Origin of the sequence: Actinocrispum sp. NPDC049592, from assembly GCF_040675465.1 — a bacterium.
In the GTDB taxonomy this organism is placed as follows: Bacteria; Actinomycetota; Actinomycetes; order Mycobacteriales; family Pseudonocardiaceae; genus Kibdelosporangium.
The window spans coordinates 582,228-609,043 of sequence record NZ_JBFAPA010000001.1; the positions used below are offsets into that span (position 1 = coordinate 582,228).

Here is a 26,816-nt window from a genome sequence, read left to right on the forward strand (position 1 = left end):
GCCAGGGGGGAGGGACGGGGGTCGTCAATAGGTTCAGTCCCGGGGGGTCGGACTGAACCGGCCCGGCGTCAGAGACCGGACGCCCTCACTGTATCCCCTCCCGGCCGCGTCGTGGTCACGGATGCGGCTTTTTCTTGCAGTGTCTTGTTGACAGAGTTCGCCACGACGGCAGAAGCACGCATCCGCGCGGCAATCGGACCAACGGACATATGCTGGGCTTATGCCCGACGTCGAGCCCCTGACCAGGCCGGTCGCCGCGTTCTTCGACCTGGACAAGACGGTGATCGCCAAGTCCAGCACGCTCGCCTTCAGCCGGCCCTTCTTCCAGGGCGGCCTGATCAACCGCAGAGCGGTGCTCAAGAGCGCCTACGCCCAGTTCGTGTTCATGCAGTCCGGAGCCGACGCCGACCAGGTGGACCGGATGCGTGCGCACCTGACCGCGCTGTGCACCGGCTGGGACATCGAGCAGGTGCGGTCGATCGTCGAGGAGACCCTGCACGACATCGTCGACCCGCTGGTGTACGCGGAGGCCGCCGAGCTGATCGCCGACCACAAGGCCCAGGGCCACGATGTGGTGGTCGTCTCAGCCTCCGGCGAGGAGATCGTCCGGCCGATCGCGCGGATGATCGGCGCGACCGACAGCGTCGGCACCCAGATGGTCGCCGAGGAGGGCCGATACACCGGCGAGATCGAGTTCTACTGCTACGGCGAGAACAAGGCCATGGCGATGAAGCAGCTCGCAGCGCAGCGCGACTACGACCTGACGGCCTGTTACGCCTACAGCGACTCGAGCACCGACATCCCGATGCTCGAGGTCGTCGGCCACCCGAACGTCGTCAACCCGGACCGCGCCCTGCGCAAGCTCGCCGGTGAACGCGGCTGGCCGGTCCTCACCTTCTCCAAGCCGGTCTCGCTGCGTTCGCGGATCCAGATGCCCTCCCCGACCGCGGTTGCGATCACCGCGGCCAGTCTGGGCGCGGTGGCCGCCGCGGGCGCGACCTGGTACGGCATCCAGCGCCGCCGACGCCGCAAGTAGTCGACTTTGTGGGTGACCCGGATAGCCCGGATGGAGGTAGCGCGCTGCGCCGTCAGCACGCTACCCGGCGTCCGTTCGACACGAGGCGTGTTGATCTACCGCTCACCGACTCTGTACCGGTGCACCCCTTCGTGCCCTTGAAGTGACCGCCATCACTAGGTAGAAAAGGGGTGCGGACTTCTAGTCGGCCAGGGACCAAACGAAGAGAAGCTTGGTCCACCCCGAGAGAACTCCGTGCGCGGACTCCAGGCACCCACGCGCAGCACGCCGCGGGAGGCTTGTCGTCAAGGGACTGCGTACCGGGACGCCGGGCGCCGAGGCCCAGTGAGTACGACGTGAGTTGCACGCTTGGTAACCCGAGATGTTCGCGCTTGGGGCGGGGTCCACCTCCGGGTGGGCCCCGCCTAATCTTTTGTCCTCGCTTGACCTGGCCAACTGGGGATACTCAAACACTCCGTTCGGCTCTTTGCCTCCATGGTGTCGCGTGGGTAACTTACCGATTCAAGGAGTAAGTCGGTAAGAATATTTCGCCTCCAGGGAGGCAGTGGTGTCCCGTCCACGTCCCCGCCGTTGGATCCCGTCCGCACTCGCCGCCGTCACGGTCCTGGCCACGGCCGTCGTTCCGGCCGAGGCGACGCCCGACGTCATGTCGCTGGTGCTGCGGCACATGTCATTGCAGGAGAAGGTCGGCCAGCTGTTCGTCGCGACGGTCTGGGGCAAGTCCGCGGACGAGGCGAGGCCGGAGAACAAGACCGCGTACGGTGTCGACACCCCGGCGCAGGTCGTGCAGCGCTACCACGTCGGTGGCGTCATCTACTTCAACAACCCCACCACGGACAACGTCGACGACCCCGCGCAGCTCACCCGGTTCTCCAACGGCCTGCAGCGCGCGGCCCTCACCAGCGGCGCCCACCTGCCGTTGATGATCTCGATCGACCAGGAGGGCGGCAACGTCACCCGAATCGTCGCCCCGGCCAGCGAGTTCCCCAGCAACATGGCGATCGGCGCGGGCCGCAGCACCCAGGACGCCAAGAAGCTGGCCACCATCAACGGTCACGAGCTGCGGGCGATGGGCATCACGCAGAACTTCGCCCCGGTCGCGGACGTCAACTCCAACCCGCTCAACCCGATCATCGGCGCCCGCAGCTTCTCCTCGGACCCGAAACTGGCCGGTGACATGGTGACCGCGGAGATCAACGGCTACCAGCGCAGTGGCTGGCCGGGCGACACGGTTTCGTCCGCCGCCAAGCACTTCCCGGGCCACGGCGACGCCGCCGAGGACAGCCACACGGGCCTGCCACGGATCAACCGGACCGCCGAGGAGTGGCGGCAGACCGACATGCCGCCGTTCAAGGCCGCGGTCAAGGCCGGGATCGACGTCATCATGACCGCGCACATCCAGGTCCCGAGCCTGGACCCGTCCGGCGAACCGGCCACGCTGTCCAAGCCGATCATGACCGGCCTGCTGCGCAATGAGCTCAAGTACGACGGCGTGGTGGTCACGGACGCGCTGGGCATGGAAGGCGTCCGCAAGATGCACTCCGACGCCGAGATCCCCGTTCTGGCCCTGGAAGCCGGCGTCGACCAGATGCTGATGCCGGTCGACCTCAACCTGGCGATCACCTCGGTGACGAACGCCGTGCGGTCCGGCCGGATCAGCGAGAGCCGGATCGACCAGAGCGTCCGGCGCATCCTCAAGCTGAAGTGGGACCGGGGCGTGTTCATCAAGCCGTTCGCCAACGAGCGCGCCGTGCCGCACGTGGTCGGTACGCCGCAGAACCTCAAGCAGGTCCAGCAGATCACCGACCGCACGGTGACCGTCGTCAAGAACGACACCAAACTGCTGCCCGTCCGCCAGCTGCCACCCAAGGTCCTCGTCACCGGCTGGAACAACCCCGCGTTCCCCGGTAAGCCCGCGGAACCTGTAGCCACACTGGCCAGGGAGCTAGGCGGCACAGCGGTTTCCACGGGTGCCGCGCCGACAACCGCGCAAATCGACCAAGCCGTCGCAGCGGCGAACACTTCGGACATGGTCGTCGTGCTGACCAACGGCCTGCGAACGTCCGCATCCCAACGCAACCTCGTCACCAGGCTGCTCGCCACGGGCAAGCCGGTGATCGCGGTCGCCGCCCAGGTCCCCTACGACCCCGCGTTCGTGGACGTGCCCACGTGGGTCATCACCTACGCGTGGCGCGATGTCGACATGGTCTCGCTGGCCAAGGTGATCACCGGCAAGCTCGCGCCGAAGGGCAAACTGCCGGTGAACGTGCCCAACGCCGACTCCAGCAAGATCCTCTACCCGTTCGGAGCAGGCCTGTCATGGTGACCCGGCGAGTTTTCCTAGCCGCCCCAGCGGTTCTCGCGGCCGCCGCACCGGCCGCGGCCGCGCAGCCACCCGCGGTAGCCGACCACTACCGCGCCGTGACCACGGGCGCCGACCGGCTCGCCGCACGCGGCTGGCGGGACTTCGACGGCCGCAGGGTCGGCGTTCTCACCAACCCCACCGGCGTGCTCAAGGACAAGACGCACATCGTGGACTCCTTGGTGGCGGCCGGAAAGGCGCCCGTCGCGGTGTTCGGCCCGGAGCACGGGTTCCGCGGCACCGCCCAGGCAGGCGGGTCCGAGGGCAGCTACACCGACCCGCGGACCAAGGTCCCGGTGTACGACGCATACGCGGTCAGCACGGCGAAGCTGGCCGAGATGTTCGCCAAGTCCGGCCTGGACACTGTCGTCTTCGACATCGCCGACGTCGGCGCTCGCTTCTATACATACATATGGTCGATGTACACGGCCATGGCGGCCGCCGTCGAGGTCGGCGCGTCCTTCGTGGTGCTCGACCGGCCCAACCCGGTCGGCGGCCAGGCGTTCGGCCCGCAGCTCGACCCCGCGTTCGCATCCGGGGTCGGCAAGAAGCCGATCGTGCAGCAGCACGGGATGACCGCGGGCGAGCTGGCGAAGCTGTTCGACGCCGAGTTCCTGCCCGCGGACACCAACGGCCGCCGGCTGTCCAAGTTGGACGTGGTCGAGGTGCGCGACTGGCGGCGGGACATGCTGTTCGGCCAGACCGGCCTGGACTGGGTCCTGCCGAGCCCAAACATGCCGACCCCGCAGACGGCGCTGACCTACCCGGGCACGTGCCTGTTCGAGGGCACCGTGCTGTCCGAGGGGCGCGGCACGACCCGGCCGTTCGAGACGATCGGCGCGCCGGACATCGACTGGCGCTGGGCCGAGGAGCTCAACGCGATGCGGCTGCCCGGAGTGCGGTTCCGGGAGAACTACTTCGCTCCCACGTTCAACAAGTTCGTCGGCAAGACCTGTGGCGGTGTGCAGCTGCACTTCACCGACGAGCGCGCCTTTGACCCGATTCTGACCGCCGTGGCGATGCTGGTCACCGTGAGACGGCTCTACCCGGCGATCTTCGCGTGGCGCCCGGACAACTACGTGGACAAGCTGTCCGGTTCCGCCCGGCTGCGCACGATGATCGACGCGGGTGCGGGCGTCGCCGAGGTGACCGGCGCCTGGCGGGACGAGCTGGCGGCCTTCCGCCGGCTGCGGCAGCGGTACCTGATCTACCGGTAAGAGGGGGACGAGATGCTTCGCCGAGCGGTGGTCGTGCTGACCGTGCTGGGTGTCGCCGGAGCGAGCGCGGTGGCGGCCGACGCGCACAAGGACGGTACGGGACGGTTTGATCGTCCTATGAACGGTTTCGCGGCGCCCTGGACGACGCTGCACCCGGGCAGCCCGCAGTCGGCCGGGCTGGACCCGGCGCCGATCGACGCCGCGCTGCGCCAGATCGACGAGTGGACGCGGACGAACACCAACCCGGCGATCCCGCATCCGCTGATGTCCGGCGTGGTGACGTTGCTGGCGCACGACGGCGTGGTGGTCAGCCGTGCCGCCAAGGGATACGCCCTGCAGTACGCCACGCAGGACGGCCAGCAGCTGCCGCCCGAACAGCGGGTGCCGATGCGCGACGACACCATCTTCGACATGGCGTCGATCAGCAAGCTGTTCACGTCGATCGCCGTGATGAAGCTGGTGGAACAGGGGAAAGTCGATGTGGACGTCCCGGTTTCCCGCTATCTGCCGGAGTTCGGTGTCAACGGCAAGACTGACATCACGGTCAAGCAGCTGCTGACGCACGTGTCCGGCCTGGCCGCGGACCTGCCGCTGTGGCGGGACTGGCCGGACAAGCCGTCGCGGATCAAGGCGGTCATGGACGTGGCCCCGGTCAACCCGCCGGGCAAGGTGTACCTGTACTCCGACTTGAACCTGATAACTCTCGGCGTTCTTGTCGAGCGTCTCACCGGGTCCACGTTGGACAACGTTGTCAGATCGTGGATCACCGAACCGCTGCACATGGTGGATACCGGATACAATCCACCCTTGTCCAAACTGGACAGGATCGCCGCGACGGAGTTCGAGGCCGTGCCGGCGCGAGGCATGGTGCGGGGCCAGGTTCACGACGAGAACGCGTGGGCACTCGGCGGAGTCGCCGGCCACGCAGGGGTCTTCTCGACCGCCTCGGACATGGCCGTTCTAGGGCAGACCATCATCAATGGCGGTACTTATGCCGGCAAGCGGATCCTTCGCGAGGACACCATGCGGGCCATGCTCGCCGACTACAACGCCGCTTTCCCTGGCAACGCACACGGTTTGGGCTTCGAACTGGACCGAATGTTCTACATGGGAGGGCTGAGCAGCCTCGCCACCGCGGGCCACACCGGTTACACCGGAACGACTTTCGTCGTCGACCTGGAGTCGCGGTCGATCGCGATCCTGTTGTCCAACCGCGTGCATCCGAACCGTGGCTGGGGATCCATCAACCCGGCGCGGGAGGCGCTGGCGAACGGACTTGCCAAAGCAATGGCCGTTAGACCCTTGCGCGGACGGGATTCTTGGTACTCAGGCATCGGCAACCTGAGCACCGCCACACTGTCCACACAGGAGCTCACGGCCCGGAGTTCACCCGTACGGGTTACGTTCGATGCATTTGTTGATACGGAGCCGACCGACCACCTCGTTCTGGAGTCGAGTGGTGACGGCGTGCAGTGGCAGGCGGTCCCGTTGACCGTTCGCGGGCGGGCAGCGCCCACCGGAAATCCACTGTGGTTGGCCGGTCACGGCCATCGGACCTGGTGGTTTGTCACCGCGGAGGTCCCGGGAACCCCGAAGCTGAGGTTCCGCTGGCGGCTCACCACCGACACCCTCTACACCGGTCGCGGGGTCAACCTGGACAACATCAAAATCACCGAGGGTAGCCGGACACTTCTTGACGGTGAAAAACAACCAACAGCGCTCGATTCACAAGCTTGGGATCGTCGAATCCGATGATAAAGTCTGTTAACGACACCCCCATTACCTGCGATTTCCCACGCAAGCCGGTTTGGTTGCAGGTTCAAGTTTCGGACACGTTTGGGTGTCGTTGCGTCAGGAGGTCTGGTCGTGACCTTGTACGATCTCGTAACTGTTAGTAAGTTTCCCACGTGAGCACCGCGGAGATGGTCGACGAACGGAGCGAGTCCAGCCCGCTCGTACGCATCAGGTCGCTGCTCCCGGGGCTGGCCCGGGCGGAGCAGCGCGTCGCGAAGGTGGTGCTGGACAACCCGGGCGCGGTCGCGCGCCGGAGCATCACCGAGGTCGCCGATGCCGCAGGCACCAGCGAGACGACGGTCACGCGGTTCTGCAAGGCGATCGGCGTCGGCGGGTACCCCGAGCTGCGCATCGCGCTGGCCGCGGACACCGCCCGCACCGAGGCCCGCGCCGAGCGGGACCTCGGCGGTGAGATCGGCCCCGAGGACGACCTGCACCAGGTCGTCGGCAAGGTGACCTTCGCGGACGCACGTGCCGTGGAGGAGACCGCCGACCAGCTCGACATCCCCACGTTGCAGCAGGTCGTCGAGGTCATCGCCAACGCGGGCCGGGTGGACGTCTACGGCGTGGGCGCCAGCGCGTTCGTCGCCGCGGACCTGCAGCAGAAGCTGCACCGCATCGGGCGGGTGAGTTTCGCCTGGAACGACACCCACATCATGCTCACGTCCGCTGCCGTGCTGCGTGAGGGAGATGTCGCTGTGGGCATCTCGCACACCGGTGCGACCACGGACACCGTGGAGGCGCTGCGAACCGCACGCCAGCACGGCGCCACGACCGTGGCGCTGACCAACTTCCCCCGCTCCCCGATCACCGAGGTGGCCGATCTCGTGCTCACCACCGCGGCCAGGGAGACCACGTTCCGCTCCGGCGCGATGGCCAGCAGGATCGCCCAGCTGACGGTGATCGACTGCCTGTTCATCGGGGTGGCGCAACGGCATCTGTCGGAGGCCATGGGCGCGCTGGAGGCCACTCGCGATGCGGTCGGACCGCACCGGCTGGAGACCCGGCCGGACGGCCGCCGCAAAGCGCGCGATATCGGGAAATGAGAGTGACCTAGTGCCGGATGAGGTGCGTGGGCGATGACGGTTCCGCAGCAAGCGGTCTACGTCGACTCGCCGACCGAGGGCCGCAACCCGCGGACCATGGGGCTGGACACCATGCCCACCCTCGAGGTCCTGCGAGTGATCAACGCGGAGGACCGGCAGGTGCCGGCCGCCGTGGGGGCTGCGCTGCCGCAGCTGGCCCAGGCCGTCGACCTGGCGGCCGCCGCGCTTCAGCAGGGGCACAAGGTGCACTACGTCGGCGCGGGCACGTCCGGGCGGCTGGCCAGCCTGGACGTGGCCGAGCTGGCGCCGACGTTCAACACCCCGGCAGGCTGGTTCGTCGCCCACCACGCGGGCGGTGACACCGCGCTGCGGACGGCGGTGGAGAACGCGGAGGACGACTCGGCCGCGGGGGCGGCCGAGCTGACCAGGGACGCCGAGGCCGGGGATTTCGTCCTCGGCCTCACCGCATCCGGCCGGACACCGTTCGTGCTGGGTGCGCTGGCGGCGTCCCGGCGGATCGGCGCGACCACCGCGCTGGTCTCGAACAACCCGATGTCGGCCAGGACCGTCGACGTGGACGTGGTGATCGCCGTGGACACCGGTCCGGAGGCGGTCGCCGGGTCCACGCGGATGAAGGCTGGCACGGCGCAGAAGCTGGTGCTCACGGCGTTCTCCACCGCCGTGATGGTGAAACTGGGGCGCACGTACTCGAACCTGATGGTGAGTATGCGCGCCACGAATGCCAAGCTGCGCGGCCGTACCCTGCGGATCCTGCGGGAGGCGACCGGTTTGAGCACCCAGGAGTGCTCGGCGGCGCTGATGGCGGCCCACGGCGACCTGAAGGTGGCCCTGGTGCATTTGCTGTCCGGTGTCGACTCGGAACGCGCCGCCAAGGCGTTGCACGAGGCGAACGGACATGTCCGCAACGCCTTGGACGTACTCGGCGCGGCGGCACGGTAGTTATACCCACATTTTCGCGGCGCACCCTGTGGTGCGCCGCTTAATCACGCATGCGCAATCAGGACACGGAATAAGGCGTGAATGCCCTTATTCATAGCGACAACCCTGTGGCCATTCCGGCCACAGGGTTGCCCGGCCGCCCTCCCGCGGGGCACCGGCGGGCGCTTCCAGTACGCCCGGCGGTCAGACGACGTTCATGGTGTGTCCACTATGGACACTTATTCGCAGGCGACTCCGTCCTTGTCGCGGTCGAGAGCGGCTCGATAGCCCGGCTCACCGACGTGCAGCGGGGCGGCGCCAGCGGCTCTGGCCGCATCACAGTTCGCGTAGTACGGGGCGGGCGGCGCGGCCGGCTTCGGGGTTGTCTTGGGCGGCGCGGGTTTCGGTGTAGTGGTCTTGGTCGTGGTCTTCGGCGGCGCGGGCGGCGGACCGACCACGTGCACCACGACGGTCGAACTGCGCGACATCCCGGTCCCGGCGCCCTCCACCGAGTCCACTATCCAATCCGGACCCGGCGTGACCGGCTTCCACAGGCTGTCGACGTAGCTGATCGCTGTGAAGCCAAGGGCTTTCAGCCGTCCTTCGACCGTGCCGGTGGATATACCCGCGAGGTCGGCGGGGATCGTGACGGGCGGATCGGTGACCACAGTGGATGCCGGCGTGGAGTACGTGGTGCTGGTGGTCGTCGCGGAAGTTGTTGTTGGCGTTGGGATAACAGGTGCGGCGGTCCGCACCGGTGTTGTCCCGCAAGCGCTGGCCATGGTCAGCGCGACGACTACGCAGACAATCCTTTTGGTTGCCACCATATTCGACTCGGTTCCGCCAACCGGTTCGTCCTATGTGACCGTCCGGATATGAATCCCTTCTGCAGCACAGGATTCACCGTTACTGAAGTCACACTATCGGCTGAACTTAGGTTGCACTTTGGTCATGTCTCGGTGACAGAACCGTTGAAACGTGCGCTTTCAGGCGTTCACCGAATCGGCGATCGAGGTGGCCTCGCGCGCGCCGATCTCCATCGCCTCGCAGCACAGCACGACCCAGTCGCGCACGCCGTCCGGCTGCCCGCTGGCGAACGCCTCGGCCGCCTCGCGGTACCGCTCCGGCCGCCGCAAGTACGCGACCTCCGGCACGGTCAGCCCCTTGGGGTCCAGACCCGTGCCGATCATGGTCAGCCGGGCCGCCGCCCGCGCGACCACACCGTCGGCGACCCCGAACGGCGCCAACGTCAACAACTCGCCATGCACCACGGCGACCAGTACCGGTGCAGGCGCCTTCGTCGCACCCGTCACGAGTGAAGCGAGCAGATCGAGCCGCCCGGACACACCGCGTGCCGACCGGGGACGGCCGAGCCGGTCGTCCTCCGCGGGGTCGATGAGGTCCGCGGCCGCCAGCAGGTGCAGCCGCGCCAACGCCTGGAGCGGAGCTCGTTGCCACACGGGCAACAACGGTCCGAGGGCCTCGGCGACCCGCAGCGCCCCGGCCAGGACCGGATCTGTGACTTCGCCCTCATCGGGGATCTCGGGGTTGCCGCCGTCCAGGTACGCGGAGGAACGTGCGGCTCGGACCGACGCCTCGGCGGCCGTGGTCGGCCACCCACGCCGGTTCGCCGGATGCCGGTGCACGGCGTCCACGGTCTCGCGCGCGGACTGGACCGCCTCGGCGATCCCGGGAAGGTCCAGCAGTGGGCCCAGGGGGTCGGTCACGCGCTGACACTACCGAGCGCGGCGGTCATCCGATACGGCGACGCTCCACTGGGCCGACGCTCACCATTGGTCTAAACCAAACGGGGTCCTAGCCTGTTGTTTCCCGCCGCGCGGCACTACGGTCACCACATCACAAATTTTGTCAGTTCCGAGGAGGTCACACGCGATGACCGAGCAGTCGGGCCAGGGTCCCGCACTGGACAACCTGCTCACCGAGAGCAGGACGTTCCCGCCGTCCGCCGAGTTCGCGGCGGCGGCCAACGCGGGCCCGGACCTGTACGCCGAGGCAGACGCCGACCGGGAGAGCTTCTGGGCGAAGCAGGCCGAGCGACTGCACTGGGACACCAAGTGGGACCAGGTTCTGGACTGGAGCGGCGCGCCGTTCGCGAAGTGGTTCGTCGGCGGGAAGCTGAACGTCGCCTACAACTGTGTCGACCGGCATGTCGAGTCCGGGCATGGCGACCAGGTCGCCATCCACTGGGAGGGTGAACCCGGCGACACCCGGACGATCACGTACAACGACCTGAAGGCCGAGGTCAGCAAGACCGCGAACGCGCTGCTGGAGCTGGGCCTGCAGGTCGGCGACCGGGTCGCGATCTACATGCCGATGGTCCCCGAGGCCATCTTCTCGATGCTCGCCTGCGCGCGGCTCGGGCTGACCCACAGCGTCGTGTTCGGCGGGTTCTCCGCGGAGGCGCTGCGGTCGCGGATCGACGACGCCGAGGCCAAGCTCGTTATCACCACCGACGGGCAGTACCGCCGTGGCAAGCCGGCGGCGCTGAAGACCGCGGTGGACGAGGCCGTCGCGCAGACGCCGACCATCCAGCACGTGCTCGTGGTCAAGCGGACCGACACCGACGTCGAGTGGACCGAGGGCCGCGACATCTGGTGGCACGACCTGGTCGACAAGCAGTCCGACCAGCACACCCCGGAGGCGTTCGACGCCGAGCACCCGCTGTACATCCTGTACACGAGCGGCACGACGGGCAGGCCCAAGGGCATCCTGCACACCTCGGGCGGTTACCTGACCCAGGTCGCCTACACGCACTACAACGTGTTCGACCTCAAGCCGGACAGCGATGTCTACTGGTGCACCGCGGACATCGGCTGGGTCACGGGGCACAGCTACATCGTGTACGGGCCGCTGGCGAACCGCGTCACCCAGGTCGTCTACGAGGGCACGCCGAACACTCCCCACGAGGGCCGGCACTGGGAGATCGTGCAGAAGTACAAGGTCTCCATCTACTACACCGCGCCGACGCTGATCCGCACGTTCATGAAGTGGGGCGCGGACATCCCGGCGAAGTTCGACCTGTCGTCCCTGCGTGTGCTGGGCAGTGTCGGTGAGCCGATCAACCCCGAGGCGTGGATCTGGTACCGGGAGACCATCGGCGCGTCGAGGACCCCGGTCGTGGACACCTGGTGGCAGACCGAGACCGGCGCGATCATGATCTCGCCGCTGCCCGGCGTCACCTCGGCCAAGCCGGGTTCCGCCCAGCGCGCACTGCCCGGCGTGTCCGCGAAGGTCGTCGACGACCAGGGCAACGAGGTCCCGCACGGTGGCGGCGGTTACCTCGTGCTGGACAAGCCGTGGCCGTCGATGCTGCGTGGGGTGTGGGGCGACGACGAGCGCTACCGCGACACCTACTGGTCGCGCTTCGCCGAGCAGGGCTACTACTTCGCCGGTGACGGCGCCAAGTACGACAACGACGGCGACGTCTGGCTGCTGGGCCGCGTGGACGACGTGATGAACGTGTCCGGCCACCGCATCTCGACGACCGAGGTCGAGTCCGCATTGGTGTCGCACCCGACCGTCGCCGAGGCCGCGGTCGTCGGCGCCACCGACCCGACCACCGGGCAGGGCATCGTCGCGTTCGTGATCCTGCGCGGCGGCGCGGTCGACGGCGGCGCGGAGGCGGTGAAGGCGCTGCGCGACCACGTGGCCAAGGAGATCGGCCCGATCGCCAAGCCCCGCCAGGTGATGGTGGTGCCGGAGCTGCCGAAGACGCGGTCCGGCAAGATCATGCGCCGCCTGCTGCGCGACGTGGCGGAGAACCGGTCCATCGGCGACGTGACGACCCTCGCGGACTCCTCCGTGATGGACCTGATCTCCCAGGGCCTCAACAAGGGCGCGTCGGAGGACTGACCCCAAAGAGTTCACCCGATCGGGGTGGTTCCGGGCCGCACGGCCCGGAACCACCCGTTCCTGTCAGACCCCCGCACTACTTTGGGACATCGGGGGGTCTCCGCTCGGCGCCGGTTTTTGTCGGTGGCCGGTGCTAGCGTCGGCGGGTTTGTCCCTTAGCTGATCTCGGGTTCGTGGCGGACCGGGAAGTTGACCGAGCGGGCGATGAAGCACTTCTCGTTCGCCTCGTGGTGCAGTTCCCGCGCCTTGGCGACCATGTCCGGCGCGGCCACGCGCACCCGCGGCCGCAGGATCACCTCGGTGAACTGCCCCGCCCCGTTCTTCTCCTCCACCATCGTGCCGACCGCCTTGTCCACATAGGACTCGACGATCACCCCGGCGACCGCGCACAGATGCAGGTACCAAAGCATGTGACAGTCGGACAAGGCCGCGACCAGCAACTGCTCGGGGTTCCACCGCGACCGGTCACCGCGGAACGCCGGATCCGATGAGGCCTCGATCACCGGCCGTCCCTCGGCGGCGATGTCGTGCGCGCGGTCGAAGTCGCGGTAGCCGGAGGTTCCGGTGCCGCGATTGCCGGTCCAGGTGACGGTGACCTCGTAGGTGTGCATCAGAACCGCCTGTTCGCCAGCACTGGCACGGTTTTGCGGGCGGCGAGCGCCTCGTCGGGATCGATGTCCACGATGAGCAGTCCCGGTTCCTGGCCGAGCTGTTCGCGGATCTCGCCGAGCGGCGAGGACACCGCGCTGTAACCGATCCCCGTCGGTCCTTTGCTCGCGACCTCGTCACCCGGGTACGCCTGTCCACAAGCGACGATCCATGCCGTGCTGTCCAACGCTCGGGCTCGCACCAGCAGCTCCCACTGCTCGCGTTTGCCCGGGCCGCTGCCCCACGAAGCCGGCACGATCGTCACCAGAGCGCCGTCGTCCGCGAGTTTCTGGAACAGACCGGGGAAGCGGATGTCGTAGCAAGTGGCGAAACCGACGCCGACACCGTCCACTTCGGCCACCACGGTCCGCGAACCGGGCGCGACCGTGGCCGACTCGGTGAACCCGAACGCGTCGAACAGGTGGATCTTGTCGTAGTGGGTGTCGATGCCCTTGCCGGTGATCAACAGGGTGTTGGTGACCCGGCCGTCCGGGCTCGGCGTGAACATCCCGGCGACGATCAGCACGCCCGCGTCGGCCGCGATCTGCCGGACCGCGGTCGCCCACTTGCCGTCGAGCGGTTCGGCGAGCGGGCCGAGCGGGATGCCGAACCGTGCCATCGCCGCCTCCGGGAACACGACGATGTCGACGTCGCTCAGCCGGGCGACGGTTGTCCGGATGTGCTCGAGGTTCCGCTCCGTGTCGGTGTGTGCTGCGAACTGGCTGAGAGCTATGCGCATCGACGGCACCTCGTCCTCGATATACACTTTGTATACACGTTGTATACAAGAAGCATACAAGGGGTGGGCAATGGCGCCGTCCGGGCGGGAGCGGGCGTACACCTTCGTCAAGAAGGAGGTGCTCACCGACCCATCGATGCAGGGCACGTTCATCAACGAGCAGGCGCTCGCCGACCGGATCGGCGTGTCCCGCACCCCGATCCGCGAGGCCCTGCTGATGCTCGCCGCGCAGGACCTGCTCCGGCTCGTGCCCAAGCGCGGCGCCTACATCGCGCCGATGTCCAATCGCGAGCTGACCGACCTGGTCGCGGTCCGCACGATGATCGAGAAGCACTCGGTGTTCCACATCCTCGACTTCCAGTCCACTATGGATGAGATGCAGGACGTGCTGGCGACGCAGAACCTGTTGCGCCGCAAGCCGAAGCACCGCGAGTTCATCGAGCTGGACATGCGGTTCCACACGACTCTGGTGCGGTCCAACGGCAACGAGATCCTCACCCGCATGTACGAGGGCCTGCGTGACCGGCAGGTGACCGCGGGGATGATCGCCCTGGCCCGCAACCCCGACCGGCAGGAAGCGGTGCTCGACGAGCACGCCCGGATCCTGAACGCGTTGGTGGCATGCGACTTCGCCGCCGCGGCGCAGGCCATTGAGGACCATCTGAAGTCGACACTGCGGGTGCAGCTGGGATGACAAACGTCAGCGGGAAACCCGTGAACAACGCATGAACTCGAGTTCCACCATCGGAAACGCCGCTATACCAACGAACGGACCACAAATTCGCCCGGAACCGCCCGCAACGTGCCTCGTTACCAGACAGGAGGTGCCGGACAGGCCGTCTCACCGCAGCGACCGCTGACCGACTGAGGTGAGCATCATCTTCATCTGTCCGCGCGTCCCTGCATATCTTATGTATACAAGGCGTATACGAGATGCATGACGGAGGTGTTCGTGCTGCACTTCAGCCTGCCCGACGGCCAGCGTGTCACCGTCGAGGTGCGTTCGGTGCTCAACGCGGGCTTCTCCGGTCGCAACGCTGAGGTCGTCGCCGCACACGTCGCCGAACTGGCCGCGTTAGGCATTCCCGCCCCTGCCGTCACGCCCTGTCTGTACCCCGTCGCGCCCTACCTGGCCACCCAGGCCAGCGAGGTGCCCGTGCAGAACGACCGGACCTCCGGCGAGGCCGAGTGGGCTCTGGTCATCACCCGCGACGACCTGTTACTCACCGTCGCGAGCGACCACACCGACCGCAGCCTCGAGGTGCACGGCGTCGGCTGGAGCAAGCAGGTCGCGCCGAACGTGCTGAGCCGTCAGGCGTGGCGGTTCGAGGACGTCGCCGAGCGGATGGACAGCCTCACGCTCTCCGCCTGGGTCCGGCACGGTGACTGGGTCGAGATCCAGAACGGCACCTGCGGCGATCTCCAGCCGCCGAAGTACTGGCTGGACCTGCTGCACGCCAAGAACCTCTACGCGCCGGGCACGGTGCTGATGTCCGGCACGCTGCCGATGCGCCGCGGCGTGGACCAGTTCGCCGACGCCTGGCGCGTCGAACTCGCCGACCCCAGCACGGGCCGCACGATCACCACGGACTACGAGGTCCGCCGCCTGCCCGAACCCATCGCCTGACGCCCAAAAGGCCGGTGCCGTCGCTCCTGCGAAGCTGGACAGCGGTCTGACCGCCGACTCGGCGATCACAACGCCCGGTGAGGGCAACGACCTGCGGCTCGACCTGAAGGCCCTGTACGCCTCCAAGGACGCTGGTATCTACCCGCTGGTCCTGGCCACCTACGAGATCGTCTCCTCCAAGGACTACGACGCCGACACCACGAAGGCCCGCCGAGGCGCGTTGAGAACGGCGAGGGTTCGCGCGGCCAACTCGCCTTCAGATGGCCGCGATTCGCCCGGACCGCCGACCTCCGCCCCGGCCCGCCCCCAGGTCAGCGCCATGATCAACAGACTCGACCCGATTTTGGGCCCCCGATTTCCCAAATTACGGAGATGGGCGGACAGGGCGGGGGAAGCGAGCGAGGGTTATCCACAGGGTTGTGGAGTTATCCACAGGGTTGGGGTGGGTGCGTTAGGATTGTGCGTAGGTGTGCCGGGAAGCCTGGTCGGCGAGATGATCTTGTGTTATCCGACCAGAGGGGTGCTGTGAGCCGACGGCCTGTTGCTGAGTTCGCTCGTTTTCTCCGTACCGAGACTGTGGGCGGGATGATCCTGCTCGGGGCCACCGTCGTTGCCCTGCTGTGGGCCAACTCGCCGTGGCGCGGTGCGTACCAAGCGATCCGGGATGTCCACATCGGACCTGCGGCGTTCCACCTCAGTCTGTCCATCGAGGACTGGGCCAAGGACGGGCTGCTGGCGCTGTTCTTCTTCGTCGCCGGGCTCGAGCTCAAGCGCGAGCTCGCGGTCGGCGAGCTGTCCACTTTCAAGGCCGCGATCCTGCCGGTGCTTGCCGCGCTCGGCGGGATGATCGTGCCAATTGGACTAGCCATCGCGGTCGGCGGTGGCGCGCCCGGGATGGCGGAGGCGTGGGCGATCCCGGCGGCGACGGACATCGCGTTCGCGCTCGGCGTGCTGGCGATCACCGCGTCCGGCCTGCCCAGCAGTGCCCGTGTCTTCCTGCTCAGCCTCGCGGTCGTCGACGACCTGGGCGCCATCGTGATCATCGCCGTGCTGTTCACCACCGGCCTCAACCTCCTCGCCGCGGCCGCTGCCGTCGCACTGCTGGCGCTGTACGCCTTCTTGCAGCACAAACGGATCCAGACAGCGTGGCTGTACGTCCCGATCGCGGTGGCCACGTGGGTCGCGGTGCACCAGTCGGGTGTGCACGCCACCATCGCGGGTGTCGCGCTCGGGCTGTTGACGCGCGTCAAGAAGGACCCGTACGAGCGGGAAGCCCCGGCGATCCGCCTCGAACACCGTCTCCAGCCGTGGTCCGCCGGACTCGCCGTGCCGGTGTTCGCGCTGTTCGCAGCGGGTGTGCCGGTGTCGCCGGACGCGCTCGGCCAGATGCTCGGTGACCGGGTCGCGCTCGCGGTGATCGCCGGCCTGCTCATCGGCAAGCTGGTCGGGATCTTCAGCAGCACCTTCGCCGCGGTCAAGCTCGGGGCCGCCACCATGCCCACCGACATGGGCTGGCGGGACATGATCGCCATCTCGATGCTCGGCGGCGTCGGGTTCACCGTCAGCCTGCTGATCGCCGACCAGGCCCTCGACGGGGCCGCCGCGGACCGCGCGAAAGCCGCCGTTCTGCTGGCGAGCGCGGTGGCGAGCCTGCTGGCCGCCGGAATGTTGGTGCGACGCAACCGGGCACGGCGGGTGTGACGGACCCGCACGTGGCACGATGACCCGGTGACGAGTGCGCAGCAAAACGTCCCAGAGATACCGCTGACCGAGGACAAGCCCGGCCTGCCGCCCGGCGACCAGTCGATCGGCGCGTTGGTCAAGGACGCGACCACCCACCTGTCGACGCTGGTGCGCGCCGAGATCGAGCTGGCCAGACTGGAGATCGCCCGCGACGTCAAACGGGGTGTGCGCGGCAGCGTGTTCTTCGTGATCGCGCTGACGGTCGTGATGTTCAGCCTGTTCTTCTTCTTCATCGCGATCGCCGAGATGCTGGCCGACTTCGGCCTGCTGCGGTCGGTCTCGTACGGCATCGTGTTCTTCGGGATGCTGCTGTTCGCCGGGCTGTTCGGGTTCCTCGGCTACAAGAAGGTCCGTGGGATCAAGGGCCCGAAGCGCACGATCAGCACCGTGCGCGACACGGCCGCGGCGTTCAAACGCGATGGCGACGAGAACAACTGATCCGTCTGCCGTCCGCATCGACGGGCCGTGGGCGCACCGGGATGTCCACGCCAACGGCATCCGCCTGCACGTCGCCGAGACCGGTGAAGGTCCGCTCGTGCTGTTCCTGCACGGGTTCGGGCAGTTCTGGTGGACCTGGCGGCACCAGCTCACCGCGTTGAGCGACGCCGGGTACCGCGCGGTCGCCGTCGACCTGCGTGGCTACGGCGACTCCGACAAACCGCCGCGCGGCTACGACGCGTGGACGCTCGCAGGTGACGCGGGCGGTCTGGTGAAGGCGTTGGGGGAACGGAAAGCGCACATCGTCGGGCACGGCTGGGGCGGCCTGCTGGCATGGACGGTCGCAGCCATGCACCCGCGTCTCGTGCACTCCGTCGCCGCCGTGTCCGCGCCGCACCCGCTGGCACTGCGCCGGCAGATCCGTCGCACGTTGCTCCGCCGCAAACCCAACAACCAGGCCAAAGCGCTCGGCACGCTGTTCCGGGGGCAGCTGCCGCTCGCCCCGGAACGCTGGCTCACCAGGGACGACGCCGTCACCGTCGACCACCTGATGCGCCAGCAAGCCGGTCGCACGTGGGCAGCCAGTGTCGACTTCACCAAAGCCGTCTCGCGCTACCGCGAGGCCATGCTGGTGCGCGGTGTTGCCCACAGTGCCTTGGAGTACTACCGCTGGGCCGTGCGCTCACAGGTCCGTAGTGAGGGCCGTCGGTTCACCGAGGCGCTAGACCGGCCCATGCCTGTGCCGTCACTGCGTCTGCACGGTGCGGACGACCCCACGATGCTGCTGGCGACCGCCGAGAAGTCCGGCCGGTGGCTCGATGACAAGGCCCCGCTGCACGTCCTCCCCAACGTGGGCCACTACCCGCACGAGGAACAACCGGCGGCCACCAACCAGATCCTGCTCGACTGGCTGTCAGGCGGCGCAAGCCCCGGTGTCCACACGCCGGGTCAGCCCCGGCGCTGACTGGACCTCGTCCGAGACCTCCTTGGCGGTCAGCACGAACCCGGTCTCATCGCTGTCCACGGCCGCGCCGAACACGACGCCGATCACGTTGCCCTGCGAGTCGACCAGCGGTCCGCCGGAGTTACCGCTGCGCACCAACGCGCGCACGGTGAACACGTCGCGCTGCACGGTCTTGGCGTCGTAGATGTCCGGGCCGCGCAACGTGATCCGCTCACGGATCCGCGCGGGCGACGCGGTGTACGGGCCGTCCAACGGGTAGCCGAGCACGATGCTGTCCTCACCGTTGCGGCCGTCCTGGCTCGCGAACGGCAACGGCCGCGCGGTCAGGTCCGGCACCGCGAGGATCGCTACGTCGGTCTCCGGGTCGTACCAAACAACGCGCGCGGGCAGCTGGCCCCGGTCGGTCTCCACAGTCACCTGGTCGGTTCCCGCCACGACGTGCGCGTTGGTCATCACGCGCTGCGGGGAGATCACAAAACCCGATCCCTCCAGCGCGCGCGAGCACGACTGGGCGCGCGCGTGGATCTTCAGCACGCTGGTGCGCACCCGCTGCACTACCGGGCTGGCCTGCAATGCCGGGTCCGGCGGGTCGGTGTTGGTCAGCGGGGTCTGCGAGAACGGGCCTACCACGTTCGGGAAACCGGAGTCGTCCAGCAGCTTCTGCACGCCCGCTGGCAGCCGCTCGGCCCCCGGCGGCATGATGTCGTTGACGCCGCCCAGCACCACCGAACCGCGGATCGCCTGCGCCAGCCCGGGCAGCCCGGGCACGCTGGTCAGCGGCAACGCGATGATCCACGCGACGACGAACACCACGACGCCCTGCACGAGCGCGCCCAGGATGCTCTCGATCGGCGTGAGGTTGGGCGTCTTCATCTTGCGCCGCAGCGTCCGGCCGACCCAGACGCCGGCCGTCTCCCCCAGCGCCACCAGGAACACCACGATCGCGATGAAGAACGCCGCCCGCGTGGCGAAGTTGGTGAAGTTCTGCACGATCAGCGGCGCGATGATGGCGCCCAGCACCAGCCCGGCGAACACGCCGAGCAGCGCGGGCAACGCGATCACCACCCCCTGACGCGCGCCGGAGATCGCGGCCAGCACGACGAGCGCCAGCACCAGCACGTCGACCCAGTTCAAACTCTCACACCTCCGGACGGCTCGACCGCCACGCTACGTCAAGGTCCCGCACATCGGTCGTGTCCCATGGCCGTTCCCACCCGCCGATGGCCAGCACGAGGGTCAGCACGCCGGCCGTGAACCCCCACACGAGCATGTCCGGCGCGCTGAACGCCGGTCCGGTGAACCCCGACGGGTGCCGGACCATGAACCGGTTGGCCGGGTCCGCGAGGTGGTCAAGGGGAACGCGGGCGACCGCGGCGGTCTCCCTGGGGTCGACGGCGCGCACCGGCGAGGACTCCTGCCAGTGCGCGATCACCGGAGTGACGAGGAACTTGGACACGGACACATACAGTTCTGGCATCACGGCGACCGGGCGTACGCCCTCAGGCAGCACCCCGGTCTCCTCCATCGCCTCGCGCAACGCGGTCTCGATCGGGCCGTCGTCGGTGTCGTCCGCCTTGCCGCCCGGGAAGGCCACCTGGCCCGCATGGCTGCCGAGTTCGTCGGACCGCAACAGCAGCAGCACATCCGGCCCGGCGGGGCCCTCTCCCAGCAGCACCAGCACCGCGGCGTGTTTGGCGAGCACGCGTCCGGGCGGGTCGAACCGGCGGAACGGCTCCACGTCCAGGTCACGCGTGCCCTCGACGAGCTTGGCCATCCACGACGGCACTTCGGTGGGGTCCACCAGCGGACCGTGGAAGGGGGACGTCACCGGCCCACCGCCTTGCGGACGGCCTCGACCGACGTGAACAAGCGGGGATCGGTCACGGGATGGACTTCGCCGGACGCGTCGATCAGGTAGGACGCCGGCAGCGAGTCCGGCACCTTCAACGCGCGTCGCACAGATCCATCACGGTCAAACAGGCTCGGCAGGTTCACCTTGAGGTCTGTGAGCATCGCGATAGCCGTGGATGGCTCGCTCTCCACGGCCAGTGTCACGACTGGGATCGCTCCCGGCTCGGCGGCGTACTGGGACAACACCGGCAGTTCGTCCTGGCAGGGCCCGCACCAGGTGGCCCACACGTTGACCAGTGCCGGCCCCGCAAACGCTTGCTTGACCGGCACGGCGGCGCCGTCAGCGAGACAGGTGGCGGTGAGCTTGTCGTCGAACGGCCCTGGTCCGGGGTGGGTGGTGCAGGCGGGCAGCGAGGTCTTCACGGGTGCCTGGGGCGCGGCCTGCGGGGCGGTGTCCTGTCTCGGCCAGAATGCGATCGCACCGGCCACGACCAGGACCAGCGCTACCAGCACCCAACGGACCTTGACGCTCAACCGGCCGCCTTCTTGCCGGCCGCCGCCCGCTGCCGGACAGCGGCGGCCTTCTGCTTGACGGCCGGCGCCTTCTTGGGCGGCGGCGGCTTCGGGGCGGCTTCGGCCAGCGCGATCAGGTGCTCGGCCTCCACGCCCTTCACCAGCTTCGCGGCGACCTCGGGCTCGATCGGGCCGGTCCCGTAGGACGGGCAGTCCTTGGCCAGCAGGCATGCACCGCAGGCCGGTTTGCGCGCATGGCACACCCGCCGACCGTGGAAGATGATGTAGTGCGAGGCCATCGTCCAGTCCTTCGGCGGCAGCAGCGCACCGACCGCGTACTCGACCTTGACCGGGTCCTCCTCCGCGGTCCACTCCCAGCGCCGCACCAGCCGGCCGAAGTGCGTGTCGACGGTCAGGCCGGGCACGTCGAAGGCGTTCCCGAGGACCACGTTCGCCGTCTTGCGGCCAACGCCCGGCAGCGTGACCAGCTCGGCCATCGTGCCGGGGACCTCGCCGTTGAACCGTTCCACCAGCGCCGCGCCCAGGCCCATCAGCGAGGTCGTCTTGGCGCGGTAGAACCCCAGCGGCCGGAGGTACTCCTCCATCTCGAGGCGGTCCGCCCCGGCGTAGTCGGCCGCGGTCTTGTACTTGGCGAACAACGCGGGGGTGGTCTGGTTGACCCGCACGTCGGTGGTCTGCGCGGACAGCACGACCGCGACCAGCAGCTCCAGTGGGTCGGTGAAGTCCAGCTCGGCCTTAGCGTCCGGGTAGGCCTCGCTCAGCGCCCGGATCATCCGGCGAGCTCGGCGGACCAGACCCGTGGACGGCTTGGGGGGCTGTGTGGTCGCGGAGGGCACAGGAATAGCCTACGGGCCGCCGAACAACCTCATGGGTGCCCCAGACATCTATCAACATGCCGAGTCCCCACTGGCAAGCGAGGATCAAAGTCATGACGACCACTGTCTGGTTCGTGTTCATCGTCCCGCTCATCATCATGCTGTTCGCGTTGTTCATGGAGCGCATCGAGACCCGCCTGCGGAACGTGGCGATCCAGGAGGAAGAGGTCACCGAGTTCCTCGAGGCCGCCCGGCCCGACGAGGTGCGGGCTCTCTACGGCCACGGCATCGGCCGCGCGCTGGAGCTGTTCCGCCTGCGCCGGCGGGGCGGACGGGCCGCGCGGCTGCGCGCCCAGCGCGTCCGCCGCTAGCGAGGTCGACTACCTACTAGTAGCGTGCGGCGTGCCCGGCGAGTGAGATCGGGTGAACGTCCTACACTGCAGGTAGTTATAACGGCGACGGCGCTGGTCGCCGTGTCTCGACAGGAGGGACGAGCGTGGACGAGACCCTGGCCAGGGCTGGCATCTTCCAGGGGGTCGAGCCTGCGGCAGCCGAGGCGCTCAGTCAGACGCTCGAGTCCGTGGAGTTCCCCCGCGGGCATGTGATCTTCGCTGAGGGCGAGCCAGGCGACCGGCTGTACATCATTTTGTCGGGCAAGGTGAAGCTTGGCAGGAAGTCGCCAGACGGGCGCGAGAACCTGCTGGGCATCTTCGGCCCCTCGGACATGTTCGGCGAGCTGTCGATCTTCGACCCCGGCCCGCGCACATCCACGGCCACCACGGTGACCGAGGTCCGCGCGGTGACCATGGGCAGGCCCGAGCTGCGGCAGTGGATCGCGACCCGGCCGGAGATCGCCGAGCAGCTGCTGCGGGTCGTGGCCCGCAGGCTGCGCCGGACGAACGGCATGCTGGCCGACCTGATCTTCACCGACGTGCCGGGCCGCGTGGCCAAGGCGCTGCTGCAGCTGGCCCAGCGGTTCGGCAGCCAGGAGGCCGGCCTGCTGCGCGTGACCCACGACCTGACCCAGGAGGAGATCGCCCAGTTCGTGGGTGCCTCCCGGGAGACGGTGAACAAGGCGCTGGCCGACTTCGCCCACCGCGGCTGGCTGCGCCTGGAGGGCAAGAGCGTCCTGATCCTCGACCCGGAACGCCTCGCCCGCCGAGCCCGCTGACCTCAGCACGAAGCGGGGCCGCCGACCAGGCGGCCCCGCTTTCGCGTACGCATCCCCACCAAGGCCCACCTGGGTGATTTTTCGGCGACTTTCGGCAGGTGGGTGAACGAAGTCGCCCTGAAGACCACAGAGAGCCGGGCGCCGCCCCCGACGCGGCGCACCGGCTCTCTGTGTTCGCGCGAGCCATCCCCCGACGGCTCGCGCTCCCCGCCCTCCTGGCGTTCCGGCCCCGACCCATTCCGCCGGAGGGAGCTTGTTCAGTTACGTCTCCGAAGAGGTCGCGTCCTCCACCATCGCACGTGACCTCCCCTCCAGCTCAAGTCTTTTCACCCTCAAGGACTCTGTTGAGGCGGATTCGTTGTCCGGTTCCGCAACGATTTCACTTTCCGTTACTCAACCGTGATCATTATTGGGCCGATCAGGCGATGGTGATCGAACCCACCGAAAAGAACTGGTACGGCTGTACCAGTATTTGCCATACTGGGACGCGTGTCCCACTCTGTCTCGTTCCGTGACTACCGGACCGCCCTGACCACACCGGGTGCGGGCAGCCCGGTGATCGCCGCCGTCTTCGCCCGTCTGCCACTCGCCATGGTCGGCCTGTCGCTGCTGTTCTACGTGCAGCGCGTGACCGGCTCGTTCGCCACGGCGGGCATCGTGTCCGCAGGTGCGCTCATCGGTGTGTCGGTCGGGTCGGTGCTGCAGGGCCGGAGCATGGACCGGCTGGGTCCGACGAACCCGCTGCTCATCACGTCCGCCGGGTTCGCGGTCCTGGTCACCGCCCAGATCTGGGCCATCGAGACGCACGCGTCCACTGCAGTGCTCGTCGCGCTGGCGGTCGGCGTCGGCATGACGGAGCCCATGGTCGGCTCCGCCTCGCGCGCTATGTGGTCACGCCTACTGCCCGACGGCGCACCCCGTCAGGCCGCGTACAACTACGACGCCATCAGTATCGAGGTGTTCTTCATCCTCGGACCGGGCATCTCCGGCGTGCTGGCGGGGCTGCCGTGGGCCGGCACCGGCCTCGTGATCGCCGCGGGTATCCAGGCGTTCGGCGCGATCTGGTTCGCGCTGACCAAGACCGTCCGCAAGCTGCACCCGCTGCCCGGCGAACTGCCCGGCATGCTCGGTGCCCTGGCCAGTCCGGGTATGCGCACGGTCGCGCTCGCCGCGGTCGGGTTCGGCGCGGTCATCGGCTTCCTCGAGGTCGCCGTGCCCGCCGCCGCCACGCAGGCCGGTCAGCCTGCCCTCGGCGGCCTGATGATCAGCGCCTGGTCGGTGAGCTCGGTGGCGTTCGGCGTGCTCTACGGGATGCGCCCATGGCCGCGGCCGATGCACCTGCGGCTGCCGTTCCTGCTGGCCGTCTTCGCTGTGCTGGTCGCGTTCTCGGCGATCCCGGGCGAGCTGATCGGCCTGACCGCGACGCTGCTGGTCGCTGGCGCGATGATCACGCCGCAGTCAACCGCGCACTCGACCGTGCTCGAGCAGGTCGCCCCGCCGGGAACGATCACCGAGGCGTTCGGCTGGGTGATCACCTCGATCACCCTCGGCCTGGCGTTCGGCCAGTCGCTGAGCGGCTTCCTGGTCGACCACGTCAGCGTGCAGGCGTCGTTCCTGGCCGCGTCTGTGGCGGGGCTCATCATCGCGGGCGCCGTGTTCCTGTGGCGTGGCACGATCAAGCGCGGTGTGCCGTCTCCGGCGCGCGTCGAAGACCACGTCCTGGCCGGCTGAAACGGAGAGTCATGCGGCGCCTGATCATCGACACGGACCCGGGCGTGGACGACGCCTTCGCGATCGCCCTCGCCTGCGCGAGCCCGGAGGTCGACCTGCTCGCGGTGACCACCGTGGCGGGCAACATCGGGATCGAGCACACGACCCGCAACGCACTGAACATCCTCGCGCTGTGCGGCCGTGAGGACGTCCCTGTCGCAGCCGGTGCGCACCGGCCGTTCTCACGGCCGGTGCGCGGCGACGACGCCCACGGCAATGACGGCCTCGGTGGTCATGCCTACGCGATCCCGGCATCCACAGCAGTGGTCGACAAGCGTGACGCGGTGACGCTGCTCAAGGACATGCTGGAGGCTTCCGACGAACCGGTCACCATCGTCGCGATCGGCCCGTTGACCAACATCGCCCTGCTGCTGGCCGCGCACCCGTCGGTGAAGGCCAAGATCGACCGCCTGGTGGTCATGGGCGGCGGGATCGAGGGCGGCAACATCACACCATCGGCTGAATTCAACGTCTGGGTCGACCCGGAGGCCGCCCGGCGCGTGCTGGTCGAGGAGGACGTCCCGGTCACGCTGGTGCCGGTCGACATCACCATGCGGTGCGCGGTCGGCGACCCATGGCTCAACGAACTCGCGACCACACCGGTAGGGCGCGAACTGGTCGCGATGACCCCGCACTACCGCGCGTTCTACCTCGAGGAGGTCGGCCGCGACGACTTCGTCATGCACGACGCCATCGCGGTCGCCGAGGCCATCGAACCGGGAGTCCTGCGGACCACGCAGTTGCGCCTGGAGGTTGACTGCACCGACGGACCGGGCAGCGGCGCGACCATCGCCGACCGCCGCAAGCCCGCCTCGCCCGGGGAACGCGTCGTCGACGTGGCCCTGGACGCCGACGTCGAGGCGTTGACCGGCACGATCCTCAGCCGGCTCCGAGGAAGATCGGATTAGTCAGCGCGACCATCGTGTCCACCGTGGTGTCGGTCCGTTGGTCCCGTCTGACCTCGACGCGGACCCACCTGGTGTAGCGGCTTCTCGTGGTCCACGTGGCCGTGCCGCCGTTCTTCTCCACGTAGCCGCCCCATTGCGGACCGCCCTGGTCGAGGATCCGGATGTGAGTGTCCGGCGCGCCTTCGACCTTCACCTCGAAGGTCACCGGTTCGTCGGTCGCCAGGCGTTCACCGATGCCGGCCGTGTTCGTGCCGTCGGTGGCGGTGAACTCCAGCTGCACCTCTGCTGACTCGGCGATCCAGTTGCGGCCCTGGATGAACCCCGCCATCAGCTGGTGCGGCGACAGACCCTCAGCCCACACCACATTCTGTGGCAGGCCGACGCGGTCGCTAGGTGTGTGGGCGTCGCTGTTTCCAACGGCAGGCACCCAGGTTCCCGCGCGCAACAGGCTGTCCCAGGCAATCACCGTTGCCTCGTCGTCGAGCGTCCACGGACCGTTCCATACCTCGATGAGATCCGCGCGTTCGAGGCCGAACTCCCAGGAACAGCCGACGCACGGCCCGAACGGGTGCGCGGCCACGACCAGACCGCCCACCTCGTGCACCTCATCCACGAGCTTCTGCAGCTCACGAGGGTCGTCCGCGCGGTGGCGCCAGTCGATCCAGGTGCCCGCCGGGAGATTCCACGCGGGCCAGTGGCCGGTCCTGGTGGTCACCTCTTCGCCGTTGAGGATCAGCAGGTCGTCGGTGGCGTGGTGGCCCCACTGCAGGTGCGCGCTCGGGTTGTTGTGCTCGGTCGACACGATGAAGTCCAGCCTGGCTTCCCGGGCGTCTTTCACCAGTTCCTCAGGCCTGCGGCGGCCATCGGAGTAAATCGTGTGCAGGTGCCCGTCGCCCCGGTACCAGGCTGCGCCCCGATCCCGGTTCGGCGCTGTCTCGGGCGCCGTGCTCGGTTCGAACGCGGGCCCGTCCGGTCCTAAGTGGACAGCTATGTCCAGGTCGTAGGCCATGCCCTGCGGGGAAACCGTGTACGGACCGAGGATCACCTCCCATCGGCCCGGCTCGATCTTCCCTGGCAGATACCCGGGCGTCGCCTCGGTCGCGCTGATCCGGAACCGGTCGCGCGCCCCACCGGACCAGCCGCGGAACCTCCGGTCCGGCCCGAAGACCCCGATGTCCAGCGCGTTCCCCTTGACCCCCGGCGGCACCTCGGGCCGGTCGAACGAGTAGACGACCTCGATCTCACGCACCCCCTCGGGCACATCGAAGCCAACGTACTGCCAGTCGCCGACCCCCGGCGCGAACCGCCCGCTGATCCTCTGAGTACTCACAAACCCCAACC

General features: G+C 68.3%; 26 protein-coding genes and 1 pseudogene. 18 read left to right on the forward strand and 9 right to left on the reverse strand.

All coding sequences use genetic code 11. The annotated features are described in order from the left end of the window. The first annotated feature begins 220 nt into the window (after positions 1-220). The 6 genes from AB0J95_RS02720 to AB0J95_RS02745 all read left to right on the forward strand — a co-directional run bounded on the left by AB0J95_RS02720 (position 221) and on the right by AB0J95_RS02745 (position 8,415). On the forward strand, positions 221-1,036 hold the full coding sequence (locus tag AB0J95_RS02720) for an HAD-IB family hydrolase (protein ID WP_364751338.1): 816 nt from the start codon (positions 221-223) through the stop codon (positions 1,034-1,036). A gap of 604 nt (positions 1,037-1,640) precedes the next feature. Continuing rightward, positions 1,641-3,362: a glycoside hydrolase family 3 N-terminal domain-containing protein gene (locus AB0J95_RS02725; RefSeq protein ID WP_364753420.1), complete on the forward strand. Its 1,722-nt coding sequence runs from the start codon at positions 1,641-1,643 to the stop codon at positions 3,360-3,362. Then, positions 3,356-4,615: a DUF1343 domain-containing protein gene (locus AB0J95_RS02730; RefSeq protein WP_364751340.1), complete on the forward strand. Its 1,260-nt coding sequence runs from the start codon at positions 3,356-3,358 to the stop codon at positions 4,613-4,615. Before AB0J95_RS02725 ends, AB0J95_RS02730 begins: the two co-directional genes overlap by 7 nt. 12 nt (positions 4,616-4,627) lie before the next feature. Next, positions 4,628-6,370, forward strand: coding sequence for a serine hydrolase domain-containing protein (locus AB0J95_RS02735; RefSeq protein ID WP_364751342.1), 1,743 nt, complete (start codon positions 4,628-4,630; stop codon positions 6,368-6,370). Positions 6,371-6,537: 167 nt separating this feature from the next. Continuing rightward, complete coding sequence (locus tag AB0J95_RS02740) at positions 6,538-7,455, forward strand: MurR/RpiR family transcriptional regulator (RefSeq protein WP_364753422.1); 918 nt, start codon at positions 6,538-6,540, stop codon at positions 7,453-7,455. A 33-nt stretch (positions 7,456-7,488) separates the two neighbouring features. Further along, on the forward strand, positions 7,489-8,415 hold the full coding sequence (locus tag AB0J95_RS02745; protein WP_364751345.1) for an N-acetylmuramic acid 6-phosphate etherase: 927 nt from the start codon (positions 7,489-7,491) through the stop codon (positions 8,413-8,415). 218 nt (positions 8,416-8,633) lie between these two features. Here AB0J95_RS02745 and AB0J95_RS02750 read toward each other — a convergent pair whose 3' ends face one another. Further along, the gene (locus AB0J95_RS02750) at positions 8,634-9,062 is read right to left on the reverse strand and encodes an excalibur calcium-binding domain-containing protein (protein ID WP_364751348.1); all 429 of its coding nucleotides are present in this window, start codon (positions 9,060-9,062) and stop codon (positions 8,634-8,636) included. A 13-nt stretch (positions 9,063-9,075) separates the two neighbouring features. On the opposite strand from AB0J95_RS02750, the gene AB0J95_RS02755 reads away from it, so the two are divergent. Then, the gene (locus AB0J95_RS02755; RefSeq protein ID WP_364751351.1) at positions 9,076-9,273 is read left to right on the forward strand and encodes a hypothetical protein; all 198 of its coding nucleotides are present in this window, start codon (positions 9,076-9,078) and stop codon (positions 9,271-9,273) included. 107 nt (positions 9,274-9,380) lie between these two features. Here the strand turns inward: AB0J95_RS02755 and AB0J95_RS02760 are convergent, their stop codons facing one another. Beyond that, positions 9,381-10,121 (reverse strand): oxidoreductase, encoded by a 741-nt coding sequence (locus AB0J95_RS02760; RefSeq protein ID WP_364751354.1) that lies wholly within the window; start codon positions 10,119-10,121, stop codon positions 9,381-9,383. A 166-nt stretch (positions 10,122-10,287) separates the two neighbouring features. Here AB0J95_RS02760 and acs point away from each other — a divergent pair, with 166 nt between their 5' ends. Further along, the gene (gene acs / locus AB0J95_RS02765) at positions 10,288-12,267 is read left to right on the forward strand and encodes an acetate--CoA ligase (RefSeq protein WP_364751357.1); all 1,980 of its coding nucleotides are present in this window, start codon (positions 10,288-10,290) and stop codon (positions 12,265-12,267) included. A gap of 155 nt (positions 12,268-12,422) precedes the next feature. Here the strand turns inward: acs and AB0J95_RS02770 are convergent, their stop codons facing one another. Next, on the reverse strand, positions 12,423-12,878 hold the full coding sequence (locus AB0J95_RS02770) for an OsmC family protein (RefSeq protein WP_364751359.1): 456 nt from the start codon (positions 12,876-12,878) through the stop codon (positions 12,423-12,425). Beyond that, positions 12,878-13,654 (reverse strand): carbon-nitrogen hydrolase family protein, encoded by a 777-nt coding sequence (locus tag AB0J95_RS02775; RefSeq protein ID WP_364751361.1) that lies wholly within the window; start codon positions 13,652-13,654, stop codon positions 12,878-12,880. The genes AB0J95_RS02770 and AB0J95_RS02775 overlap by 1 nt, the downstream gene beginning before the upstream one ends. A gap of 70 nt (positions 13,655-13,724) precedes the next feature. On the opposite strand from AB0J95_RS02775, the gene AB0J95_RS02780 reads away from it, so the two are divergent. The 6 genes and pseudogenes from AB0J95_RS02780 (at position 13,725) to AB0J95_RS02805 (ending at position 18,426) form a co-directional block, all read left to right on the forward strand. After that, a complete protein-coding gene (locus AB0J95_RS02780) occupies positions 13,725-14,348 on the forward strand; it encodes a GntR family transcriptional regulator (RefSeq protein WP_364751364.1) in 624 nt (207 codons plus the stop codon). A gap of 243 nt (positions 14,349-14,591) precedes the next feature. Continuing rightward, entirely contained in the window at positions 14,592-15,281 is a 690-nt protein-coding gene (locus AB0J95_RS02785; RefSeq protein WP_364751367.1) for a DUF2848 domain-containing protein, read from the forward strand. A 76-nt stretch (positions 15,282-15,357) separates the two neighbouring features. Further along, a pseudogene (locus AB0J95_RS02790) lies at positions 15,358-15,489 on the forward strand (phosphate ABC transporter substrate-binding protein PstS); the annotation flags it as partial. 317 nt (positions 15,490-15,806) lie between these two features. Then, positions 15,807-16,982, forward strand: coding sequence for a Na+/H+ antiporter NhaA (nhaA, locus tag AB0J95_RS02795; RefSeq protein ID WP_364751370.1), 1,176 nt, complete (start codon positions 15,807-15,809; stop codon positions 16,980-16,982). 27 nt (positions 16,983-17,009) lie between these two features. Next, a complete protein-coding gene (locus AB0J95_RS02800; RefSeq protein ID WP_364751372.1) occupies positions 17,010-17,462 on the forward strand; it encodes a phage holin family protein in 453 nt (150 codons plus the stop codon). Further along, positions 17,443-18,426: an alpha/beta hydrolase gene (locus AB0J95_RS02805; protein WP_364751375.1), complete on the forward strand. Its 984-nt coding sequence runs from the start codon at positions 17,443-17,445 to the stop codon at positions 18,424-18,426. Before AB0J95_RS02800 ends, AB0J95_RS02805 begins: the two co-directional genes overlap by 20 nt. On the opposite strand, the gene AB0J95_RS02810 is transcribed toward AB0J95_RS02805, so the two are convergent. Genes AB0J95_RS02810 through nth form a run of 4 tightly spaced genes read right to left on the reverse strand, consistent with a single transcriptional unit; the run spans position 18,376 to position 21,584 of the window. After that, the gene (locus AB0J95_RS02810; RefSeq protein WP_364751378.1) at positions 18,376-19,560 is read right to left on the reverse strand and encodes a MarP family serine protease; all 1,185 of its coding nucleotides are present in this window, start codon (positions 19,558-19,560) and stop codon (positions 18,376-18,378) included. The genes AB0J95_RS02805 and AB0J95_RS02810 overlap by 51 nt on opposite strands. A 4-nt stretch (positions 19,561-19,564) precedes the next feature. Beyond that, positions 19,565-20,200 carry a CoA pyrophosphatase gene (locus AB0J95_RS02815; RefSeq protein ID WP_364753425.1) on the reverse strand — a complete coding sequence of 212 codons (636 nt, stop codon included), beginning with the start codon at positions 20,198-20,200 and terminating at the stop codon, positions 19,565-19,567. 50 nt (positions 20,201-20,250) lie between these two features. Beyond that, positions 20,251-20,790 (reverse strand): TlpA disulfide reductase family protein, encoded by a 540-nt coding sequence (locus AB0J95_RS02820; RefSeq protein WP_364751380.1) that lies wholly within the window; start codon positions 20,788-20,790, stop codon positions 20,251-20,253. Positions 20,791-20,807: 17 nt separating this feature from the next. Further along, positions 20,808-21,584: an endonuclease III gene (gene nth, locus AB0J95_RS02825; protein ID WP_364751383.1), complete on the reverse strand. Its 777-nt coding sequence runs from the start codon at positions 21,582-21,584 to the stop codon at positions 20,808-20,810. Between the two features lie 155 nt (positions 21,585-21,739). Here nth and AB0J95_RS02830 point away from each other — a divergent pair, with 155 nt between their 5' ends. The 4 genes from AB0J95_RS02830 (at position 21,740) to AB0J95_RS02845 (ending at position 25,475) form a co-directional block, all read left to right on the forward strand. After that, positions 21,740-21,997 carry a hypothetical protein gene (locus tag AB0J95_RS02830; RefSeq protein ID WP_364751386.1) on the forward strand — a complete coding sequence of 86 codons (258 nt, stop codon included), beginning with the start codon at positions 21,740-21,742 and terminating at the stop codon, positions 21,995-21,997. Between the two features lie 125 nt (positions 21,998-22,122). Further along, positions 22,123-22,797 carry a Crp/Fnr family transcriptional regulator gene (locus AB0J95_RS02835; RefSeq protein ID WP_364751388.1) on the forward strand — a complete coding sequence of 225 codons (675 nt, stop codon included), beginning with the start codon at positions 22,123-22,125 and terminating at the stop codon, positions 22,795-22,797. A 489-nt stretch (positions 22,798-23,286) separates the two neighbouring features. Next, complete coding sequence (locus tag AB0J95_RS02840) at positions 23,287-24,528, forward strand: MFS transporter (RefSeq protein ID WP_364751391.1); 1,242 nt, start codon at positions 23,287-23,289, stop codon at positions 24,526-24,528. Between the two features lie 11 nt (positions 24,529-24,539). Then, a complete protein-coding gene (locus AB0J95_RS02845) occupies positions 24,540-25,475 on the forward strand; it encodes a nucleoside hydrolase (protein WP_364751393.1) in 936 nt (311 codons plus the stop codon). Here the strand turns inward: AB0J95_RS02845 and AB0J95_RS02850 are convergent. Next, positions 25,447-26,805 (reverse strand): CehA/McbA family metallohydrolase, encoded by a 1,359-nt coding sequence (locus AB0J95_RS02850; RefSeq protein WP_364751396.1) that lies wholly within the window; start codon positions 26,803-26,805, stop codon positions 25,447-25,449. The genes AB0J95_RS02845 and AB0J95_RS02850 overlap by 29 nt on opposite strands. Positions 26,806-26,816: the final 11 nt, after the last annotated feature.